The organism is Amycolatopsis sp. VC5-11, assembly GCF_037034185.1.
Lineage (GTDB): Bacteria > Actinomycetota > Actinomycetes > Mycobacteriales > Pseudonocardiaceae > Amycolatopsis > Amycolatopsis nivea.
The window spans coordinates 100,439-116,419 of sequence record NZ_JBAGKF010000021.1; the positions used below are offsets into that span (position 1 = coordinate 100,439).

Here is a 15,981-nt window from a genome sequence, read left to right on the forward strand (position 1 = left end):
CGGCTGGTGTGCACCGCACGGCGCGTCGGGTGCGTTCACTGCGGCCGACATAGCGGCCAGGCGGCGAATGCGGACGCACCGCAGGCGGCGGATCCGGGCCGGAACGCGCGCCGATCGTCCACACGGGCCGGTGCGGCGCCGGGGAAAGGGTTGCGCCGCAACGATCTTGACCGCCCCGCCTACCACACCCGGGGCGGGGGCGCGCGTTCGCCGTACCGCGTTGGGTCACCCGGATCCGGCCTCGGTAACCTCTCCGGCGTGTCCGTGTCCTCGTCCCAGCCCCGAAGCGGGCCCGCTGCCGCGTCGCTGCCGGACAGCCCGGCCAAGGCGGCCGCCGCGCCGCCCCGCCCGGCCCGGATCGACCCGGTCCCGCTGGCCACTCTGCTCGCCCGTGCGGGAGCCCGGCTGATCGCCGACCGTCCCGAGGCCGCCGACCTCACCGTCACCGGCACCACGCTGCGTGCGCAGCACGTGCTCCCCGGTGACCTGTTCGCCGGCCTCCCCGGAGCCCGCGCGCACGGCGCCGACTTCAGCGACCAGGCCCTCGCCGCCGGAGCCGCGGCCGTCCTGACCGACCCGAGCGGAGCCGACCGGCCCGCGCTGCGCGACGCGCCGGTGCCGGTCCTCGTGCACCCGGACCCGCGCGCCGCGCTCGGCGAGATCGCCGCGTGGATCTACGGCGAGCCGTCGCTGAGCCTGTCCGTGCTCGGCGTCACCGGCACCTCCGGCAAGACCACCACCTCCTACCTGGTCGACTCGGGCCTGCGCGCCGCCGGGCGCACCACCGGCCTGATCGGCACGGTCGAGACCCGGATCGCGGGCGAGCGCCTCGCCAGCGGGTTCACCACGCCGGAGGCCCCGGACCTGCAGGCGCTGCTCGCGGTGATGCTGGAGCGCGGCGTCACGCACGTGCCGATGGAGGTGTCCAGCCACGCGCTGGCGCTCGGCCGGGTCAACGGCACCCGGTTCGCGGTGGGCGCGTTCACCAACCTGTCGCAGGACCACCTCGACTTCCACAAGGACATGGAGGAGTACTTCGCCGCCAAGTCCCTGCTGTTCGACGGCCGGTCGACCACCGAGGTCGTCGTGGTCGACAGCGCGTGGGGGCAGGCGCTGCTCACGCCGCAGACGGTGACCGTCTCGATCGAGGCCGGGACCGACGCCCTGTGGCGGGCCGCCGACATCGCGGCGACCCCGGCGGGGGAGCAGACCTTCACCCTGCTCGGGCCGGACGGGATCGGCCGCGCGGCGAAGATCCCGCTGCCGGGCACGTTCAACGTCGCCAACGCGGTGCTCGCCGCGGCGATCCTGGACAGCGCGGGCATCGACGCCGACGACATCGTCGCCGGGCTCGCCGCGGTGGAGGTGCCCGGCCGGATGGAGCGGGTGTACCTCGGCCAGGAGTTCACCGCGGTGGTCGACTACGCGCACAAACCGGCCGCCGTGGCGCAGGGCCTCGACGCCCTGCGCGCCCGCACCGACGGCCGGATCATCACCGTGCTCGGCTGCGGCGGCGACCGCGACACCGCGAAGCGCCCGATGATGGGCGAGGCCGCGGTGCGCCGCAGCGATCTGCTGATCGTCACCGACGACAACCCGCGTTCGGAGGACCCGGCCGCGATCCGCGCCGCGATGATGGCCGGCGCCCGCGCCGTCGGGCCCGCGGCCGGCGGCGAGGTCGTGGAGATCGGCGACCGGCGCGAGGCGATCGCGTCCGCGGTGTCGCTCGCCCGGCCGGGGGACATCGTCCTGATCGCAGGCAAGGGCCACGAGACCGGCCAGGAGATCCAGGGTGTGGTGCACCCGTTCTCCGACCGGGACGAATTGGAGGCCGCCATCCGCAAGCGTCTCGAGGTGACCGCGTGATCGAGCTGAGCCTGGCCGAGATCGCCGACGTCGTCGGCGGCAGGCTGCACCGCACCGACGGATCCGCTGTCGTGACCGGCAGCGTCGAATTCGACACCCGCGAGCTCGGCCCCGGCGGGCTGTTCCTCGCCCTGCCCGGCGAACGCGTCGACGGGCACGATTTCGCCGCGAAGGCGGTCCAGGCCGGCGCGGCCGGCGTGCTGGCCGCGCGCGAGGTCGACGCGCCCGCGATCGTCGTGCCGCCGCTGCCGCCGGGACAGGGCAACGCCGGGTCGGTCGCGCTGACCGGCGACAAAGACGGCTCCGGCGCCGCGGTGCTGGCCGCGCTGGCCAAGCTGGCCCGGCACGTCGTCGACCGGCTGGCGGCGGGCGGGCTGACCGTCATCGGCGTCACCGGCTCGTCCGGCAAGACCTCGACCAAGGACGTCATCGCGCAGCTGATCGAGCCGATGGGCCCGACGGTCGCGCCGCCCGGGTCGTTCAACAGCGAGCTGGGCCATCCGTGGACCGCGCTGCGCGCCGACGCGTCGACCAGGTTCCTCGTGCTGGAGATGTCCGCGCGCGGCGTCGGGCACATCGCCGCGGCCGCCGAGACGACGCCGCCGCGGATCGGCGCGGTGCTCAACGTCGGCAGCGCGCACGTCGGCGAGTTCGGCTCGCGCGAGGGCATCGCGAAGGCCAAGGGAGAGCTGGTCGAGGCGCTGCCGGAAGACGGCCTGGCGGTGCTGAACCTGGACGACCCGCTCGTCTCGGCCATGGCGAGCCGCACGAAGGCCCGCGTCGTCGGCGTGGGGGAGTCGGCCGGGGCGCAGGTCCGGGCCGCCGACATCACCGTCGACGACGAGGCCCGCCCGTCCTTCCGGTTGATCACGCCCGAGGGCGAGGCCCAGGTGACGCTGCCACTGCACGGCGAGCACCACGTCGGCAACGCGCTGTCGGCCGCCGCCATCGCGCGCGAGCTGGGCGCGACCACCGAGGAGATCGCGCAGCGGCTGTCGTCGCTGCAGCGGCGCTCGGAGCGCCGGATGGACGTCACCACCCGCGCGGACGGCGTCACCATCCTCAACGACTCGTACAACGCCAACCCGGAATCGGTCCGGGCCGGGCTGAAGGCGCTCGCGTCGATGAGCCGCTCCGGCCGCCGCGCGTGGGCGGTGCTCGGCGTGATGGGCGAGCTGGGCGAGGACTCGGTGACCGCGCACGACTCGATCGGGCGGCTCGTGGTCCGGCTCAACATCGAGAAGCTCGTCGTGGTCGGCCAGGACGCGGCCGCCATGCACCAGGGCGCGTTCCAGGAGGGTTCCTGGGGCGAGGAGTCGGTGCTGGTACCCGATGTCGAGGCCGCCGTCGCCGTGCTGCATGATCAGCTCCGTCCCGGGGACGTGGTGCTGGTCAAGGCGTCCAAGGCCGCCGGTCTCTGGCGGGTGGCCGAAGCGCTGCTGGCCGAACCCGGGAACCTCTCTTCCTCGTCTTCCGAACGCTCGAACGGTGGTCACGCGTGATCAACATCATGATCGCGGCCGCGGCGGGTCTGCTGGTCTCGATCCTGCTCACGCCTTACCTCATCCGGGTCTTCTCGCGGCAGGGCTTCGGCCAGGAGATCCGCGAGGAAGGCCCGCAGGGGCACAAGTCGAAGCGCGGCACGCCGACCATGGGCGGCGTCGCGATCATCATCGCGATGGTCGTCGGCTACTTCGTCGCGCACCTGATCACCTGGATCGGCAACTCGCGCTCGGCCGCGCCCTCGGCGTCCGGCCTGCTCGTGCTGATGCTCGCGGTCGGGCTCGGCGTGGTCGGCTTCCTCGACGACTTCATCAAGATCCGCAAGCAGCGCAACCTCGGGCTGAACAAGACCGCGAAGCTGGTCGGCCAGCTCGTGGTCACCATCCTGTTCGCGGTGCTGTCGCTGCAGTTCAAGGACGCGCAGGGGCTCACCCCGGCGTCGCAGAGCCTGTCTTATGTCCGCGACCTGGCGCTGATCACGTTCCCGTCGGTCGTGTTCGTGATCTTCTGCTACATCGTCATCTCCGGCTGGTCGAACGCGGTGAACTTCACCGACGGCCTCGACGGCCTGGCGGGCGGCGCGGCGGCGATGGTGCTCGCGACGTACGTGGTCATCTCGTTCTGGCAGGCCCGGCTCTCCTGCTCGACCCAGCCGCTCCCGGCCTGCTACGACGTGCGCGACCCGCTCGACCTCGCGGTCGTCGCGGCCGCCGCCACCGGGGCCTGCATCGGGTTCCTGTGGTGGAACGCGGCTCCGGCGAAGATCTTCATGGGCGACACCGGGTCGCTCGCCCTCGGCGGCCTGGTCGCCGGGCTGTCCATGACCACCCGCACCGAACTGCTCGCCATCGTCATCGGCGGCCTGTTCATGGTCGAGATGATCTCGGTGGTCACGCAGATCGCGGTCTTCCGCACGACGCGGCGGCGGCTGTTCCGGATGGCGCCCTTCCACCACCACTTCGAGCTCGCCGGGTGGGCGGAAACCACGGTGATCATCCGGTTCTGGCTGCTCTCGGCGATCTGCTGCATGTTCGGGCTCGGGCTGTTCTACAGCGAGCAGCTCAACTTCGGAGGCTGAGCCTTGCAGCTTGAGGGCAAACACGTTCTCGTCGCGGGCGCGGGCGTCACCGGGAAATCGGTCGTCCCCGTGCTGCGCGAACTGGGCGCGCGGGTCACGGTCACCGACGGCAACGCCGAGCGGCTCGCCGAACTGGAGGACCTGGACGCCGAGCTGGTGCCCGGCCTCACCGCACCGCCCGCGGACACCGCGCTCGTCGTGACCAGCCCCGGCTGGCGGCCGACGTCCCCGCTGCTGGTCGCGGCGGCCGAGGCGGGCGTCGAGGTGATCGGCGACGTCGAGCTGGCCTGGCGGATCGGGCAGCTGCGCGAGCATCCGCCCGCGTGGCTGGTCATCACCGGCACGAACGGCAAGACGACCACGGTCGGGATGCTGGAGTCGATCCTGCGCGCGGCCGGCGCGGACGCGGTGGCCTGCGGCAACGTCGGCTATCCGGTGCTGGACGCGGTCCGCGGCGGGCACCAGGTGCTGGCCGTCGAGCTGTCGAGTTTCCAGCTGCACTGGTCGTCCACGATCGCGCCGGACGCGTCGGTGGTGCTGAACCTCGCCGAGGACCACCTCGACTGGCACGGCTCGATGGAGGAGTACGCCGCCGCGAAGGGCCGCGCGCACGAGCGTTCGCGCGCCGTCGTGCACAACGTGGACGACCCGTGGTCCGCGCGGATCGCCGAGGAGCACGCGCCGGACGGCGCCCGGCGGATCGGGTTCGTGCTCGACACCCCGCGCGCCGGCGAACTGGGCCTGGTCGAAGACCTGCTGGTGGACCGTGCTTTCGGGGCCGACCCGGAGACGAGCGCGGAGGAACTGGCCGAGATCGCCGACGTCCGCCCGGCCGGACCGCACAACCTCGCGAACGCGCTCGCCGCGGCCGCGCTCGCCCGCGCGCACGGCGTGACTCCGGAGGCGGTGCGCGCGGGGCTTCGCGCTTACGAGCCCGCGCCGCACCGCGCGGTGGAGGTCGCCGAGGTCGGCGGAGTCCGCTACGTCAACGACTCGAAGGCCACCAACCCGCACGCCGCGCTCGGCTCGCTGCTCGCGCACGAAAGCGTGGTCTGGATCGCCGGCGGGCAGCTCAAGGGCGCGTCGGTGGACGAGCTGGTCGCCGCGGTCGGCGGACGGCTGCGCGCCGCCGTGCTGCTGGGCGTCGATTCACCCGTGATCGAGGCCGCTCTCGCGCGACACGCGCCGGATGTCCCGGTCAACCGCCTCCTTCCGGGTGACGATGAGCCCATGACTGCGGCGGTGAATGCGGCCAGCGCCCTGGCTCGTCCTGGTGACGTGGTGCTCCTCGCGCCCGCCGCCGCCTCGCTGGACATGTTCTCCGGCTACGGAGCGCGCGGCGACGCGTTCGAAGCCGCGGTGCGTGCTCTGGACGACGGCGCGGCGGGGGCGGCGGATGACGGTCGTTGACGGAGACAAGCCCCGGCCGCGGCGCGTCCGCAAGGAAAGCCCGTTCGTCGCGCTCCGGACCGCGCTGACCGCCTGGCTGTCGCGGCCGCTGGCGTCGTTCCACCTGGTCCTCGCGCTGACCGGCATCCTCACCGTGATCGGCGCGGTGATGGTGCTGTCCGCGTCGTCGGTGGCCTCCTACAACCCGAAGACCGGCAGCGGCGTGTACGCGCTGTTCTTCCGGCACCTGATGTTCGTCGCGATCGGCGGGATCGTGTTCTGGGTGGGCCTGCGGGTCCGGCTCGAGCGGGTCCGCCGGATGTCGGCGACGATGACGGTCGCCTGCCTCGGCCTGCTGCTGCTGGTGCTGACGCCGCTCGGGTCGACGGTGAACGGCTCGCAGGGCTGGTTCAAGCTCGGCGTGTTCACCTTCCAGCCGGTCGAGGCGGCGAAGGTGGCGCTGGCCTTCTGGGGCGCGCACATCCTGGTGATCAAGTACAACGTGCTGCACCAGTGGCGGCATCTGCTCGTCCCGGTCGTCCCGGTGGCGCTGCTGATGTTCGCGCTGGTGATGCTGCAGCCCGACCTCGGCGGCACGATCACCCTCGCGGTGGTGCTGCTGGGCCTGCTGTGGTTCGCCGGCGCGCCGAAACGGCTCTTCGGGGTGATCCTCGCCGGCGGCCTGAGCGGCGTGCTGGTGCTGGCGATCATCGCGCCCTACCGGCTCGCGCGGGTGATGTCGTTCCTGTCGCCGGACGCGGACACCTCGGCCGAGGGGTTCCAGGCGAACCAGGCCAAGCTGGCGCTCGCCGACGGCGGGCTGTTCGGCAAGGGTCTCGGGCAGGGCGCGTCGAACTGGGGCTACCTGCCGAACGTGCAGAACGACTTCATCTTCGCGCTGATCGGCGAGGAACTGGGCTTCGTGGGCTGCGCGGTCGTGCTGGCGCTGTTCGCCGGCGTGGCCGTCGTCGGCCTGCGCATCGCCACCCGCAACATCGACCCGTGGATCCGGATCGTCGCGGGCACCCTGACGGTGTTCCTCGTCGCGCAGGCGGCCATCAACATCGGCTACGTGGTCGGGCTGCTGCCGGTCACCGGCGTCACGCTGCCGCTGATCTCCTACGGCGGCACGTCGCTCGTGATCACCATGCTCATCATGGGCGTGCTGGCCAACGCCGCGCGGCACGAACCCGAGGCGGTGGCCGCACTGCGCTCGCACGGGCCGGGTAAATTCGGACGCCTGCTGCGGCTGCCCGCGCCCGATCCGTACCGCCCGCCGTCCACCCGCAAGGGAACGCGCGGAGCGGGGACCGGGACGAGGGCGGCCCGGCCGGCGCCGCGTGCGGCCCGGCCCGCACCGGCACAGGAACGCCGCCGGTCGGCGCGGCGGACTACAGCGAACCGCGGTGCCCGGAGCACCGCGAACCGGAGAGGTCATCGGTGAGCAAGCCCGTCAAGGGAACGCAGCGGTCGGCAGCGGGCCGGGCGCCGGTCGTCGTGGTCGCGGGCGGGGGCACCGCCGGGCACATCGAGCCCGCGCTCGCGCTGGCGGACGCCGTGAAGCGGCTGCGCCCGGACGCCGAGGTGATCGCCCTCGGCACGGAACGCGGACTGGAGAACAAGCTCGTGCCCGCGCGCGGGTACCCGCTGGAGCTGATCCCGCCGGTCCCGATGCCGCGCAAGCCGACGCCGGAGCTGCTCCGGCTGCCGCTGAAGGTGCGCGATTCGGTCCGCCGCACCCGCGAGGTGCTCGACCGGGTGCACGCGGACGTCGTGGTCGGCTTCGGCGGCTACGTCGCGCTGCCGGCGTACCTCGCCGCGCGCGGCCGCACGCCGATCGTGGTGCACGAGGCGAACAAGTCGGCCGGGCTGGCCAACAAGGTCGGCGCTCGGTTCGCGTCCCGCGTCGCGGTCGCGGTGCCGGGCACGCCGCTGCCGAAGGCCGAGGTGGTCGGCATTCCGCTGCGCCGCTCGATCACGTCGCTGGACCGGGCCGCGCTGCGCGCCGAGGCCCGCGCATTCTTCGGGCTGGACCCGGACGCGCCGACGCTGCTGGTGTTCGGCGGTTCGCAGGGCGCGGCGTCGATCAACTCGGCGGTTTCCGGTGCGGCGAAGGACTTCGCCGAGGCGGGCGTCGGCGTGCTGCACGCGCACGGGCCGAAGAATTCCCTTGTGGTGCAAGAGTTTCCCGGCCGCCCGCCGTACGTGCCGGTGCCGTACCTGGAGCGGATGGACCTGGCCTACGCCGCGGCGGACGCGGTGGTGTGCCGGTCCGGCGCGATGACCGCGGCCGAGGTGTCCGCGGTCGGGCTGCCCGCGGTGTTCGTCCCGCTGCCGCACGGCAACGGCGAGCAGGCGGTCAACGCCCAGCCCGCGGTCGACGCCGGCGCCGCGCTGATGGTCGCCGACGCCGACCTCACCGCGGAGAAGGTCGCCGAACTGGTGATCCCGCTGGTGACCGACGCCGACCGGGTCGCCGCGATGAGCGCGGCCGCCGTCGGGCTCGGCCACCGCGAGGCCGACGAAACCCTCGCCCGCATCGTTTTGGAGGCCGCCGGTGCCTGACACGCCCGAACTGCCCGCGCAGCTGCGCCGGGCGCACCTGATCGGGATCGGCGGGGCCGGGATGTCCGGCATCGCGCGGATCCTGCTCGCCCGCGGCGCGGCCGTGTCCGGGTCGGACGCCAAGGAATCGCGCGCGCTGCTTTCGCTGCGCGCGCAGGGCGCGACGCTGTTCGTCGGCCAGACCGCGGAGAACCTCGCCGAGCTGGCCGAACCGCCGTCGGCCGTCGTGGTGTCGACCGCGATCAAGGAGACCAACCCGGAACTCGCCGCGGCCCGCGAGCGGGGCATCCCGGTGCTGCACCGCGCGCAGGCGCTTGCCGGGCTGATGGCCGGGCACCGCGTCGCGTGCATCGCGGGAACGCACGGCAAGACGTCGACCACGTCGATGCTCACCGTGGCGCTGCAGAACTGCCGGATGGACCCGTCGTTCGCGATCGGCGGCGACCTCAACGAATCCGGGGCCAACGCGCACCACGGCGAGGGCGGCGTGTTCGTCGCGGAAGCCGACGAGAGCGACGGCTCCTTCCTCACCTACACGCCGTCGGTGGCGGTGGTGACGAACGTCGAGCCCGACCACCTCGACCACCACGGCACCGCCGAGGCGTACGTGAAGGTGTTCAGCGATTTCGTCGGCCAGATCGAGCCGGGCGGGCTGCTGATCGTGTGCGCGGACGACGAGGGCGCGGCCCGGCTCGGCGACGAGGCTGCCGCCGCCGGAGTACGGGTGCGCCGCTACGGCCGTGCCGCTTCCGGTGAAGGCGACGTGCGCGTGCTCGACTACACGCCCGCGCCGGACGGCGGCGTCGTGCGGATCGCGCTGGACGGCGAAGAACACGACCTGCGGGTCGCGGTGCCGGGCGAGCACATGGCGCTCAACGCGGTCGCCGCGCTGCTCGCCGGGCTCGAACTCGGCGCGCCGCTGGACGGCATGGCCGCCGGGCTCGCCGCGTTCGGCGGGGTGCGCCGCCGGTTCGAGTTCAAGGGCCGCGCGGGCGACGTCCGGGTGTACGACGACTACGCGCACCACCCGACCGAGGTGGCCGCGCAGCTGCGCGCGGTGCGCACGGCGGCGGGCAGCGGACGGGTCGTCGTGGTGTTCCAGCCGCACCTGTACTCGCGCACGCAGACTTTCGCCGCCGAGTTCGCCGAAGCGCTGTCGCTGGCCGACGAGGTCGTGGTGCTCGACGTGTTCGGCGCGCGCGAGGAGCCGGTGCCGGGCGTGACCGGTGCGCTGATCGCCGACCGGGTGACCGTGCCGGTGCACTACCAGCCCGCCTTCGACGTGGCCGCCGGCCTGGTCGCGGACCTCGTCCGGCCGGGCGACCTCGCGATCACCATGGGCGCGGGCGACGTGACGCAGCTCGGCCCGGAGATCCTGGCCGAGCTGGACCGGAGGGCCTCGGGAGCATGACCGGGACCCGGCAGCGCCGTCGCTCGCCCGCGCCTCGCGCGGGCGAGGAGCAGCGTGCCGCCCTGGCCCGGGAACGCCGCGGGCGGCGGACCGAGGAGGAACGCCAGCGCACCCGCGCCCGCACCTCCGCGCGTTCCGGCCGCTCGACGCGGGCTTCCGCGCGGAAGTCCCGGCCCTCGCGCGGCAAGGAGATCCGCCGTCGCTGGGTCGCGCTGCTGACCGTGGTCACCCTGGTCGCGCTCGGGTATCTGCTGTTCTTCAGCTCGCTGCTCGCGGTGAAGACGATCGAGGTGCAGGGCGCGAAAACCGTGTCGGCGGACCAGATCCGCGCGACCGCCGCGGTGCCGCCCGGGCAGCCGATGCTGCGCGCGGACGTCGACGGGATCCGCGACCGGGTGGCGCAGATGCCGGGCATCGCGACGGTCGACGTGTCCCGGTCGTGGCCGACGACGCTGGAGATCGCGGTGACCGAACGGACCGCGATCGCGTTCTTCGACAGCGGACCCGGCGGCGACGGGGTGCACCTCGTCGACGGCGGCGGGGTCGTGTTCAAGACGGTGAAGACCCGGCCGGTCGGCTTGCCCGAGCTGAAACTGCCGAAGGTGTCGGTGGACGACCCGGTCACCCGCGCGGTGACCGCGGTGCTCGGGGTCCTGCCGGAGCAGCTGCTGAAGCAGACGAAGACGGTCACCGCGCAGACGCCGGCGAGTGTCGAGTTCACGCTCTCCACCGGCAAGACGGTGCGGTGGGGGAACGCGGAGAACACCGACCGCAAGGCGAAGGTGCTGGCCGCGCTGCTGACGCAGCAGGGGAAGATCTACGACGTTTCCGCGCCGGAGTTGCCGACTATCACCTCGTGAGTGCCGGGTTCTCACCGGCATGAACACGCACGAGGCCTGGGATTTGGTGACGTAGCCGCCTGCGCGCGGCGGGAGCAACTCGTGCGGGCGGGCGCGGGTGTGCGGCGAGGCAGGCGTCGTCCTCATTGGCATTGCCATGCGCGAGATTTTCGTGGCGCGGACTTCTCGTATGGCGTACGCTTGTTGAGTTCGTACGCCATACGAGAAGGTGGGGGCATGACGGTTCTGGTGACGGGTGCGACGGGCAACGTCGGGCGGCTGGTGGTCGACGAGCTGGTGGCTCGCGGGGTGCCGGTGCGGGCGTTGACCGTGGATCCGGAGCGGGCGGCGTTGCCTGGCGGGGTCGAGGTGGTGGTCGGGTCGTTGGCCAAGCCTTCGACGTTGCCTGCTGCGTTGGAGGGGGTCGAGGCGGTTTATCTGGCGCCTTATGCGCGGACTGTTTCGCGGTTTTGCGAGCTGGCTTCGGCGGCTGGGGTTCGGCGGGTGGTCGCGTTGTCCGGGTCCAGTGTGGGGGATACGCATCCGGCTTCCAGCGGGCATGGGTTTGCTGCGGTGGAGGCGGCGGTGCGGGCTGGCGGGTTTGCGTGGACGTTTTTGCGGCCTGGGGCGTTCATGATGAATTCTCTGGGGTGGGCGTCTTCGATTCGGGAGCGTGGGGAGATTCGGTCGGTTTATCCTCGGGCTACTCAGACGCCTATTGATTTGGGGGATATCGCTGCTGTTGCCGCTCAGGTGTTGGGTAGCGAGGGGCATGTGGGGCGGGTTTATGAGTTGAGTGGGCCGGAGGGGATTTCTCTTGAGGCGATGGCTGCGGCTATTGGCGGTGCGTTGGGGAAGACGCTGCCGTTTGTGGAGTTGACTCCGGAGGAGCAGGTTGCCGAGTGGATCGGGGCTGGGTATCCGGAAGGGGTTGCTTCGTGGTTGCTGGAGAATTTCGCGGTTACTGATCGGGAGCCGCAGGTGCCTACTGGGGTGGTTGAGGAATTGCTGGGGCGGTCGGGGATTTCTTTTGCTGAGTGGGCGAAGGGTAATGTGGCTGCGTTTTCCTGAGGCGGCTCGTCGCCTGGCGGCGACATTGCGCCGTGAGTGGTGAGATGGGGCACCCCGATTTTTGAGTGTGACTACGGCGCGGGGGTGCTTGTCAAGGCGGGAAAGATGCCTTGACAAGCACCCCCGCGCCGTGTTTTGGGCTTCGTATCGGGGGTGGGGGAGGTGTGGCTGCCTTGAGGGGTTGGGTGTGCTGGCTGGGTTTGTTTTGGGTTTTTTAGTTGGCTTGGTCGATGAGGTCTAGGTCTCGGACGCAGAAGCCGTGGTGTTCGAAGGTTTCGTTGAGCACTGTGCGTAGGCATTGGCGTACTGTGCGGCCTCTTGCGTAGGGCGGCCAGACGTCGTCGTCGGGTACTGGGGCGGGGGCTGCCAGCTCGGCGGCGGTGATCTCGTTCAGCCAGGTCTCTAGTTCGGCGGTTTGTGCGTCGCGCACGGTCGCGATTTCGTCCAGGGACGGAGTTGCCGAGAGGTTCAGGCCGTGTGCTTCGCGGTAGGGCTCGACGGTCGGGCCGATGCCCATGGGGGTGAAGTGCGCCGTCGAGCCTCGGCAGCAGCGGCGGAACCAGGAGTCGTGGACAAAGACCAGGTGGCGCATCGTTTGTGCGGCCGACCATTCGTCGTTCACGCTGCGGTGTTCGATGCCGGGGGTGCGGCGGATGCGCTCGATCGTCGCGGTCCAGTCGGCGCGGAGTTGGCGTGCTGCTTCGCGAAGGTCGGCAAGGTCGTCGGAGCGGATCAGTACTCGCACTGGATGGCGGCGGTCCAGTTCTGCTTCGACGTAGCCGCTGACTTCGACGCCGTTCACCACGAGGTTGGAGACGAGTCCGTCGATGACGGCGTCCTGCATGACCACGCCGATCAGGCGCGCGCCGGTCAGGTCGCATTCGCGGAACTCCGCGTCGTGCAGGTCTTCGTCGACATGCTTTTTCATGATCCGCATCGTAGGAGCGACCACCGACAAAACCGGGCGCCGCGAGTCGTGCGGGGAACGTCGTGAGGGGAACCCTGAAGGAATCGGATTCCGTCGGGGTTCCCCTCGCGAAACACGGTCAGGCCAGTGCGGCGTCCAGGGTGATGGTGGTGCCGGAGAGGGCCTTGGAGACCGGGCAGGTCTGTTCGGCGGTCTTGGCCAGCTCGGCGAACTGGTCCGCGGTGACGCCGTCCAGTTTCGCGCGCAGGGTGATGGCGATGCCGCTGATTTCGAAACCGCCGCCGTCGGCCGGGCCGAGGGTCACTTCGGCGGAGACGTCGATGTACTCGGCTTCCAGTTTCTGGGACTCCAGCACGCCGGAGAGGTTCATCGCCAGGCAGCTCGAGTGGGCCGCGGCGATGAGTTCCTCGGGGCTGGTCTGCCCGTCCGGGTCGCCCGCGCGGGTCGGGAAGGACACCTCGTAGGTGCCGAGGTTCGACGAGTCGAACGTGACCTCGCCCTTGCCTTTCTGCAGTCCGCCGGTCCAGTGGGTGGTCGCGTCGCGGCTGGGCATCGCTGTCTCCTTCGAAACGGTTGGGGGTGCTGCTCCCATGAAGGTAGTGCGCAATTACATTGTACGCAAGTTAAATCGCGAAAACGGGTGGCCGGGTGCGGCAGACTGCGAACTGTGACCGATGCTCCTGAACGTCCCGACCCGCCGATGGCGGGGGACGAGCGCACCCAGCTCACCGGCTTCCTCGACTTCCTGCGCGCCAGCGTGGTGTGGAAATGCTCCGGCCTCACCGACGAGCAAGCCCGCCGGACGCACGTGCCCAGCGAGCTGACCACGATCGCCGGGCTGTTGTGCCATCTCACGCTCGTGGAGAACTACTGGTTCCGCGTCGTGCTCGACGGGCAGCCGGACGAGTGGGCGGACCGGCTCGAGATCGACCGGGACGCCGAGTTCCGGCTCGCGCTGGAATTGCCGATGACGCAGCTGATCGCCGACTACGAGGCGGAGACCGAGAAATGCCGCGCGGTCGTGGCGGCGCGAGGGTTCGACGACACAGTGCTGTTCAAGGGAGACAAACCGCTCACGGTGCGCTGGGTCGTCACGCACATGATCGAGGAGACCGCGCGCCATCTCGGGCATCTTGACCTGCTGCGCGAGCTGACCGACGGTCTCACCGGGGAATGAGCCTCGAACTGCTGCGCGCGACCGTGGCGTGGACGTGCTCCGAGCGGTCTTTGGACGATCCGGTGGGGTTCGCGGGCGACCGGCTCGTGACGGTGGGGACCTAGCGGCGTCTCGTGTTGCTGCGCGGGCTCACCGGGGAGTGAGCTTTTTCGGGGGAAGCGGGACGAAACCGCTGGTGCGGGCGATGTAGTCGGCGTAGCCGGGGCGAGTCTGCCGCATGCCTTTTTCCAGCATGGGCTTGCCGGTGCCGCGGGCGAGGGTGAAGGTCATCGCGACCGGGGACAGGATCGTCGCCGCGCCGGGCCAGGTCGAGCAGGCCAGCAGGTAGAGGCCCCACCAGACGCAGGCGTCGCCGAAGTAGTTCGGGTGCCGGGAGTAGCGCCAGAGGCCGGTGTCGAGAACTTCGCCGCGGTTGGCCGGGTTCGCGCGGAAGCGGCGGAGTTGCTCGTCGCCGACGGTTTCGAAGGCGAAGCCGACCAGCCAGACCGCCACGCCCAGCCAGGCGGTGACGCCGAAACCCGTGCCGGACATGGCGAATTGCACGGGCAGCGAGACGAACCACAGGACCACCGCCTGCATCAGGTAGGTCCGCACGAAGATCCGGACGCCGGGGTTGGGCCCGGCGCGTTCGGCTATCTGCTGGTAGCGCGGGTCTTCCGGCTTGCCGCGGTTGCGCAGGTGCAGGTGGACGGCCAGCCGGACGCCCCAGACGACGGTGAGCGCGGCGGCCGTCAGGCGCAGGGCGAGCGGGCCGGTGCCGAACGGGAACGAGACCACGGCGACGAGGGCGAAACCTAAGCCCCAGAACGTGTCGATGGTGTCGTAGCGGCGGCGCAGGCGCGCGATGCCGAAGGTCACGGTGACCGCGACCAGGGTGACTCCGCCGGTGAGGGCGAGCAGCGCGATCATGCCCACTCCCTCGTCCACGGCAGGGCGGAGCGGCCGGTCGCGTCCGGGCGCACCGCGAGGATCTGGTCCACGCCCATGCGGTTCTCCTCGAAGGCGAGCGCGCCGCCGACCAGGTACAGCCGCCAGACCCGGGCGCCTGCCTCGCCGATCAGCGCGACAGCCTCGTCCCAGTGCCGCTCCAGGGTGTCTGCCCACGCTCGCACGGTCGGGACGTAGTGCTCGCGCAACGCGTGCACGTCGCGGATTTCGAAGCCGGCGGTTTCGAGGTGGCCGAGCGTGCGGCTGAGCGGGCGCATGGTCATGTCGGGGGCGATGTAGCGCTCGATGAACGCGCCGCCGCCGGGTGCGACCGCTCCGCGCGACATTTGCTGCAGCAGCAGGCGTCCGGTCGGCTTGAGCATCCGGTACAGCGTGCTGGCGTACGTCGGGTAGTTCTCTTCGCCGACGTGTTCGCCCATCTCGACGGACGCTACGGCGTCGAAGAACTCCCCGGCCAGCTCCCGGTAGTCCTGCCGCCGCACCTCGACGCGGTCGTCCAGATCGTGCTGCGCCAGCCGCGTTTTGACGTGTTGCACCTGCTCGGCGGAGATGGTCACGCCGACCGCTTCGACGCCGTGGTGCTTCGCCGCGTGCACGAGCAGCGAACCCCAGCCGCAGCCGACGTCGAGCAGGCGCATGCCCGGCCGCAGACCGAGTTTGCGGCAGATCAGCTCGAGTTTGTCGTGCTGGGCGCGGGCGAGATCGGCGGTTTCGGACCAGTAGCCCGAGGAATACGCCATCGAATCGTCCATCAGCAGCTGGTAGAAGGCGTTCGACAGGTCGTAGTGGTGCGAGATCGCGGAGCGATCCCGGCCGAGGGTGTGCAGCTTCCCGCGCAGCCGCGCCTCTTCGGCGGGCGGTTTCGGCGGCAGGCCGAACACCCCGAGCCGGGCAGCCAGGCGGACCGCCTCGCCGAAGTCCCGTGCGGACAGGTGCGGCCGGTAAGCCCAGGCCCGGCGGAAGCCCTCAGTGAGATCGCCTTCGACGTCCAGGTCGCCCGAGACGTAGGCGCGGGCCAGGCCCAGTTCACCAGGGGAGTACAGCAGCCAGCGCAGGGCGCGGCGGTTTTTCAGGACGACGGTCGGCCCGGCCGGCCCCGCCTGGCGCCCGTCCCAGGTGCGGACGGCGACCGGCAGCGGGCCGCCGAGGACGCGTTCGGCGAAGTCGGCGAGTCGATGGGCTGCGGATTTCGGCATGCGGGGGATT

General features: G+C 71.4%; 14 protein-coding genes. 10 read left to right on the top strand and 4 right to left on the bottom strand.

Annotation, left to right across the window (positions count from 1 at the left end; genetic code table 11):
• The first annotated feature begins 306 nt into the window (after nucleotides 1–306).
• The 9 genes from WA670_RS38920 to WA670_RS38960 all read left to right on the top strand — a co-directional run bounded on the left by WA670_RS38920 (nucleotide 307) and on the right by WA670_RS38960 (nucleotide 11,722).
• On the top strand, nucleotides 307–1,866 hold the full coding sequence (locus WA670_RS38920) for a UDP-N-acetylmuramoyl-L-alanyl-D-glutamate--2,6-diaminopimelate ligase (protein WP_238608300.1): 1,560 nt from the start codon (nucleotides 307–309) through the stop codon (nucleotides 1,864–1,866).
• Nucleotides 1,863–3,368: a UDP-N-acetylmuramoyl-tripeptide--D-alanyl-D-alanine ligase gene (locus tag WA670_RS38925; RefSeq protein WP_037812446.1), complete on the top strand. Its 1,506-nt coding sequence runs from the start codon at nucleotides 1,863–1,865 to the stop codon at nucleotides 3,366–3,368. Before WA670_RS38920 ends, WA670_RS38925 begins: the two co-directional genes overlap by 4 nt.
• A complete protein-coding gene (mraY, locus tag WA670_RS38930; RefSeq protein WP_037812444.1) occupies nucleotides 3,365–4,447 on the top strand; it encodes a phospho-N-acetylmuramoyl-pentapeptide-transferase in 1,083 nt (360 codons plus the stop codon). The genes WA670_RS38925 and mraY overlap by 4 nt, the downstream gene beginning before the upstream one ends.
• A 3-nt stretch (nucleotides 4,448–4,450) precedes the next feature.
• The gene (gene murD / locus WA670_RS38935; protein WP_336161117.1) at nucleotides 4,451–5,857 is read left to right on the top strand and encodes a UDP-N-acetylmuramoyl-L-alanine--D-glutamate ligase; all 1,407 of its coding nucleotides are present in this window, start codon (nucleotides 4,451–4,453) and stop codon (nucleotides 5,855–5,857) included.
• The gene (gene ftsW, locus WA670_RS38940) at nucleotides 5,844–7,280 is read left to right on the top strand and encodes a putative lipid II flippase FtsW (protein WP_037812789.1); all 1,437 of its coding nucleotides are present in this window, start codon (nucleotides 5,844–5,846) and stop codon (nucleotides 7,278–7,280) included. Before murD ends, ftsW begins: the two co-directional genes overlap by 14 nt.
• On the top strand, nucleotides 7,277–8,401 hold the full coding sequence (murG, locus tag WA670_RS38945) for an undecaprenyldiphospho-muramoylpentapeptide beta-N-acetylglucosaminyltransferase (RefSeq protein ID WP_238605452.1): 1,125 nt from the start codon (nucleotides 7,277–7,279) through the stop codon (nucleotides 8,399–8,401). The genes ftsW and murG overlap by 4 nt, the downstream gene beginning before the upstream one ends.
• On the top strand, nucleotides 8,394–9,812 hold the full coding sequence (murC, locus tag WA670_RS38950) for a UDP-N-acetylmuramate--L-alanine ligase (protein ID WP_134728574.1): 1,419 nt from the start codon (nucleotides 8,394–8,396) through the stop codon (nucleotides 9,810–9,812). The genes murG and murC overlap by 8 nt, the downstream gene beginning before the upstream one ends.
• Nucleotides 9,809–10,672, top strand: a complete 864-nt coding sequence (locus WA670_RS38955; RefSeq protein WP_275295791.1) for a cell division protein FtsQ/DivIB — start codon at nucleotides 9,809–9,811, stop codon at nucleotides 10,670–10,672. Before murC ends, WA670_RS38955 begins: the two co-directional genes overlap by 4 nt.
• 216 nt (nucleotides 10,673–10,888) lie before the next feature.
• Nucleotides 10,889–11,722, top strand: a complete 834-nt coding sequence (locus WA670_RS38960) for an NAD(P)H-binding protein (protein WP_336161118.1) — start codon at nucleotides 10,889–10,891, stop codon at nucleotides 11,720–11,722.
• 214 nt (nucleotides 11,723–11,936) lie between these two features.
• On the opposite strand, the gene WA670_RS38965 is transcribed toward WA670_RS38960, so the two are convergent.
• Together WA670_RS38965 and WA670_RS38970 are read right to left on the bottom strand one after the other, a co-directional pair.
• Nucleotides 11,937–12,650 (bottom strand): DinB family protein, encoded by a 714-nt coding sequence (locus WA670_RS38965; RefSeq protein WP_336161119.1) that lies wholly within the window; start codon nucleotides 12,648–12,650, stop codon nucleotides 11,937–11,939.
• A gap of 118 nt (nucleotides 12,651–12,768) precedes the next feature.
• Entirely contained in the window at nucleotides 12,769–13,203 is a 435-nt protein-coding gene (locus WA670_RS38970; RefSeq protein WP_037812437.1) for an OsmC family peroxiredoxin, read from the bottom strand.
• A gap of 114 nt (nucleotides 13,204–13,317) precedes the next feature.
• Here WA670_RS38970 and WA670_RS38975 point away from each other — a divergent pair, with 114 nt between their 5' ends.
• Complete coding sequence (locus tag WA670_RS38975; RefSeq protein WP_134669168.1) at nucleotides 13,318–13,827, top strand: DinB family protein; 510 nt, start codon at nucleotides 13,318–13,320, stop codon at nucleotides 13,825–13,827.
• Between the two features lie 129 nt (nucleotides 13,828–13,956).
• Here the strand turns inward: WA670_RS38975 and WA670_RS38980 are convergent, their stop codons facing one another.
• Together WA670_RS38980 and WA670_RS38985 are read right to left on the bottom strand one after the other, a co-directional pair.
• On the bottom strand, nucleotides 13,957–14,736 hold the full coding sequence (locus WA670_RS38980) for a DUF1295 domain-containing protein (RefSeq protein ID WP_134728579.1): 780 nt from the start codon (nucleotides 14,734–14,736) through the stop codon (nucleotides 13,957–13,959).
• Nucleotides 14,733–15,971, bottom strand: a complete 1,239-nt coding sequence (locus WA670_RS38985; protein WP_238605456.1) for an SAM-dependent methyltransferase — start codon at nucleotides 15,969–15,971, stop codon at nucleotides 14,733–14,735. The genes WA670_RS38980 and WA670_RS38985 overlap by 4 nt, the downstream gene beginning before the upstream one ends.
• Between the last annotated feature and the right edge of the window lie 10 nt (nucleotides 15,972–15,981).

Bases quoted from the DNA above. Each gene is read 5' to 3' on its own strand.
- WA670_RS38955 (WP_275295791.1), top strand. From the start codon at position 9,809: ATGACCGGGACCCGGCAGCGCCGTCGCTCGCCCGCGCCTCGCGCGGGC.
- WA670_RS38960 (WP_336161118.1), top strand. From the start codon at position 10,889: ATGACGGTTCTGGTGACGGGTGCGACGGGCAACGTCGGGCGGCTGGTG.
- ftsW (WP_037812789.1), top strand. From the start codon at position 5,844: ATGACGGTCGTTGACGGAGACAAGCCCCGGCCGCGGCGCGTCCGCAAG.
- WA670_RS38985 (WP_238605456.1), bottom strand. From the start codon at position 15,971: ATGCCGAAATCCGCAGCCCATCGACTCGCCGACTTCGCCGAACGCGTC.
- WA670_RS38980 (WP_134728579.1), bottom strand. From the start codon at position 14,736: ATGATCGCGCTGCTCGCCCTCACCGGCGGAGTCACCCTGGTCGCGGTC.
- WA670_RS38970 (WP_037812437.1), bottom strand. From the start codon at position 13,203: ATGCCCAGCCGCGACGCGACCACCCACTGGACCGGCGGACTGCAGAAA.
- WA670_RS38965 (WP_336161119.1), bottom strand. From the start codon at position 12,650: ATGAAAAAGCATGTCGACGAAGACCTGCACGACGCGGAGTTCCGCGAA.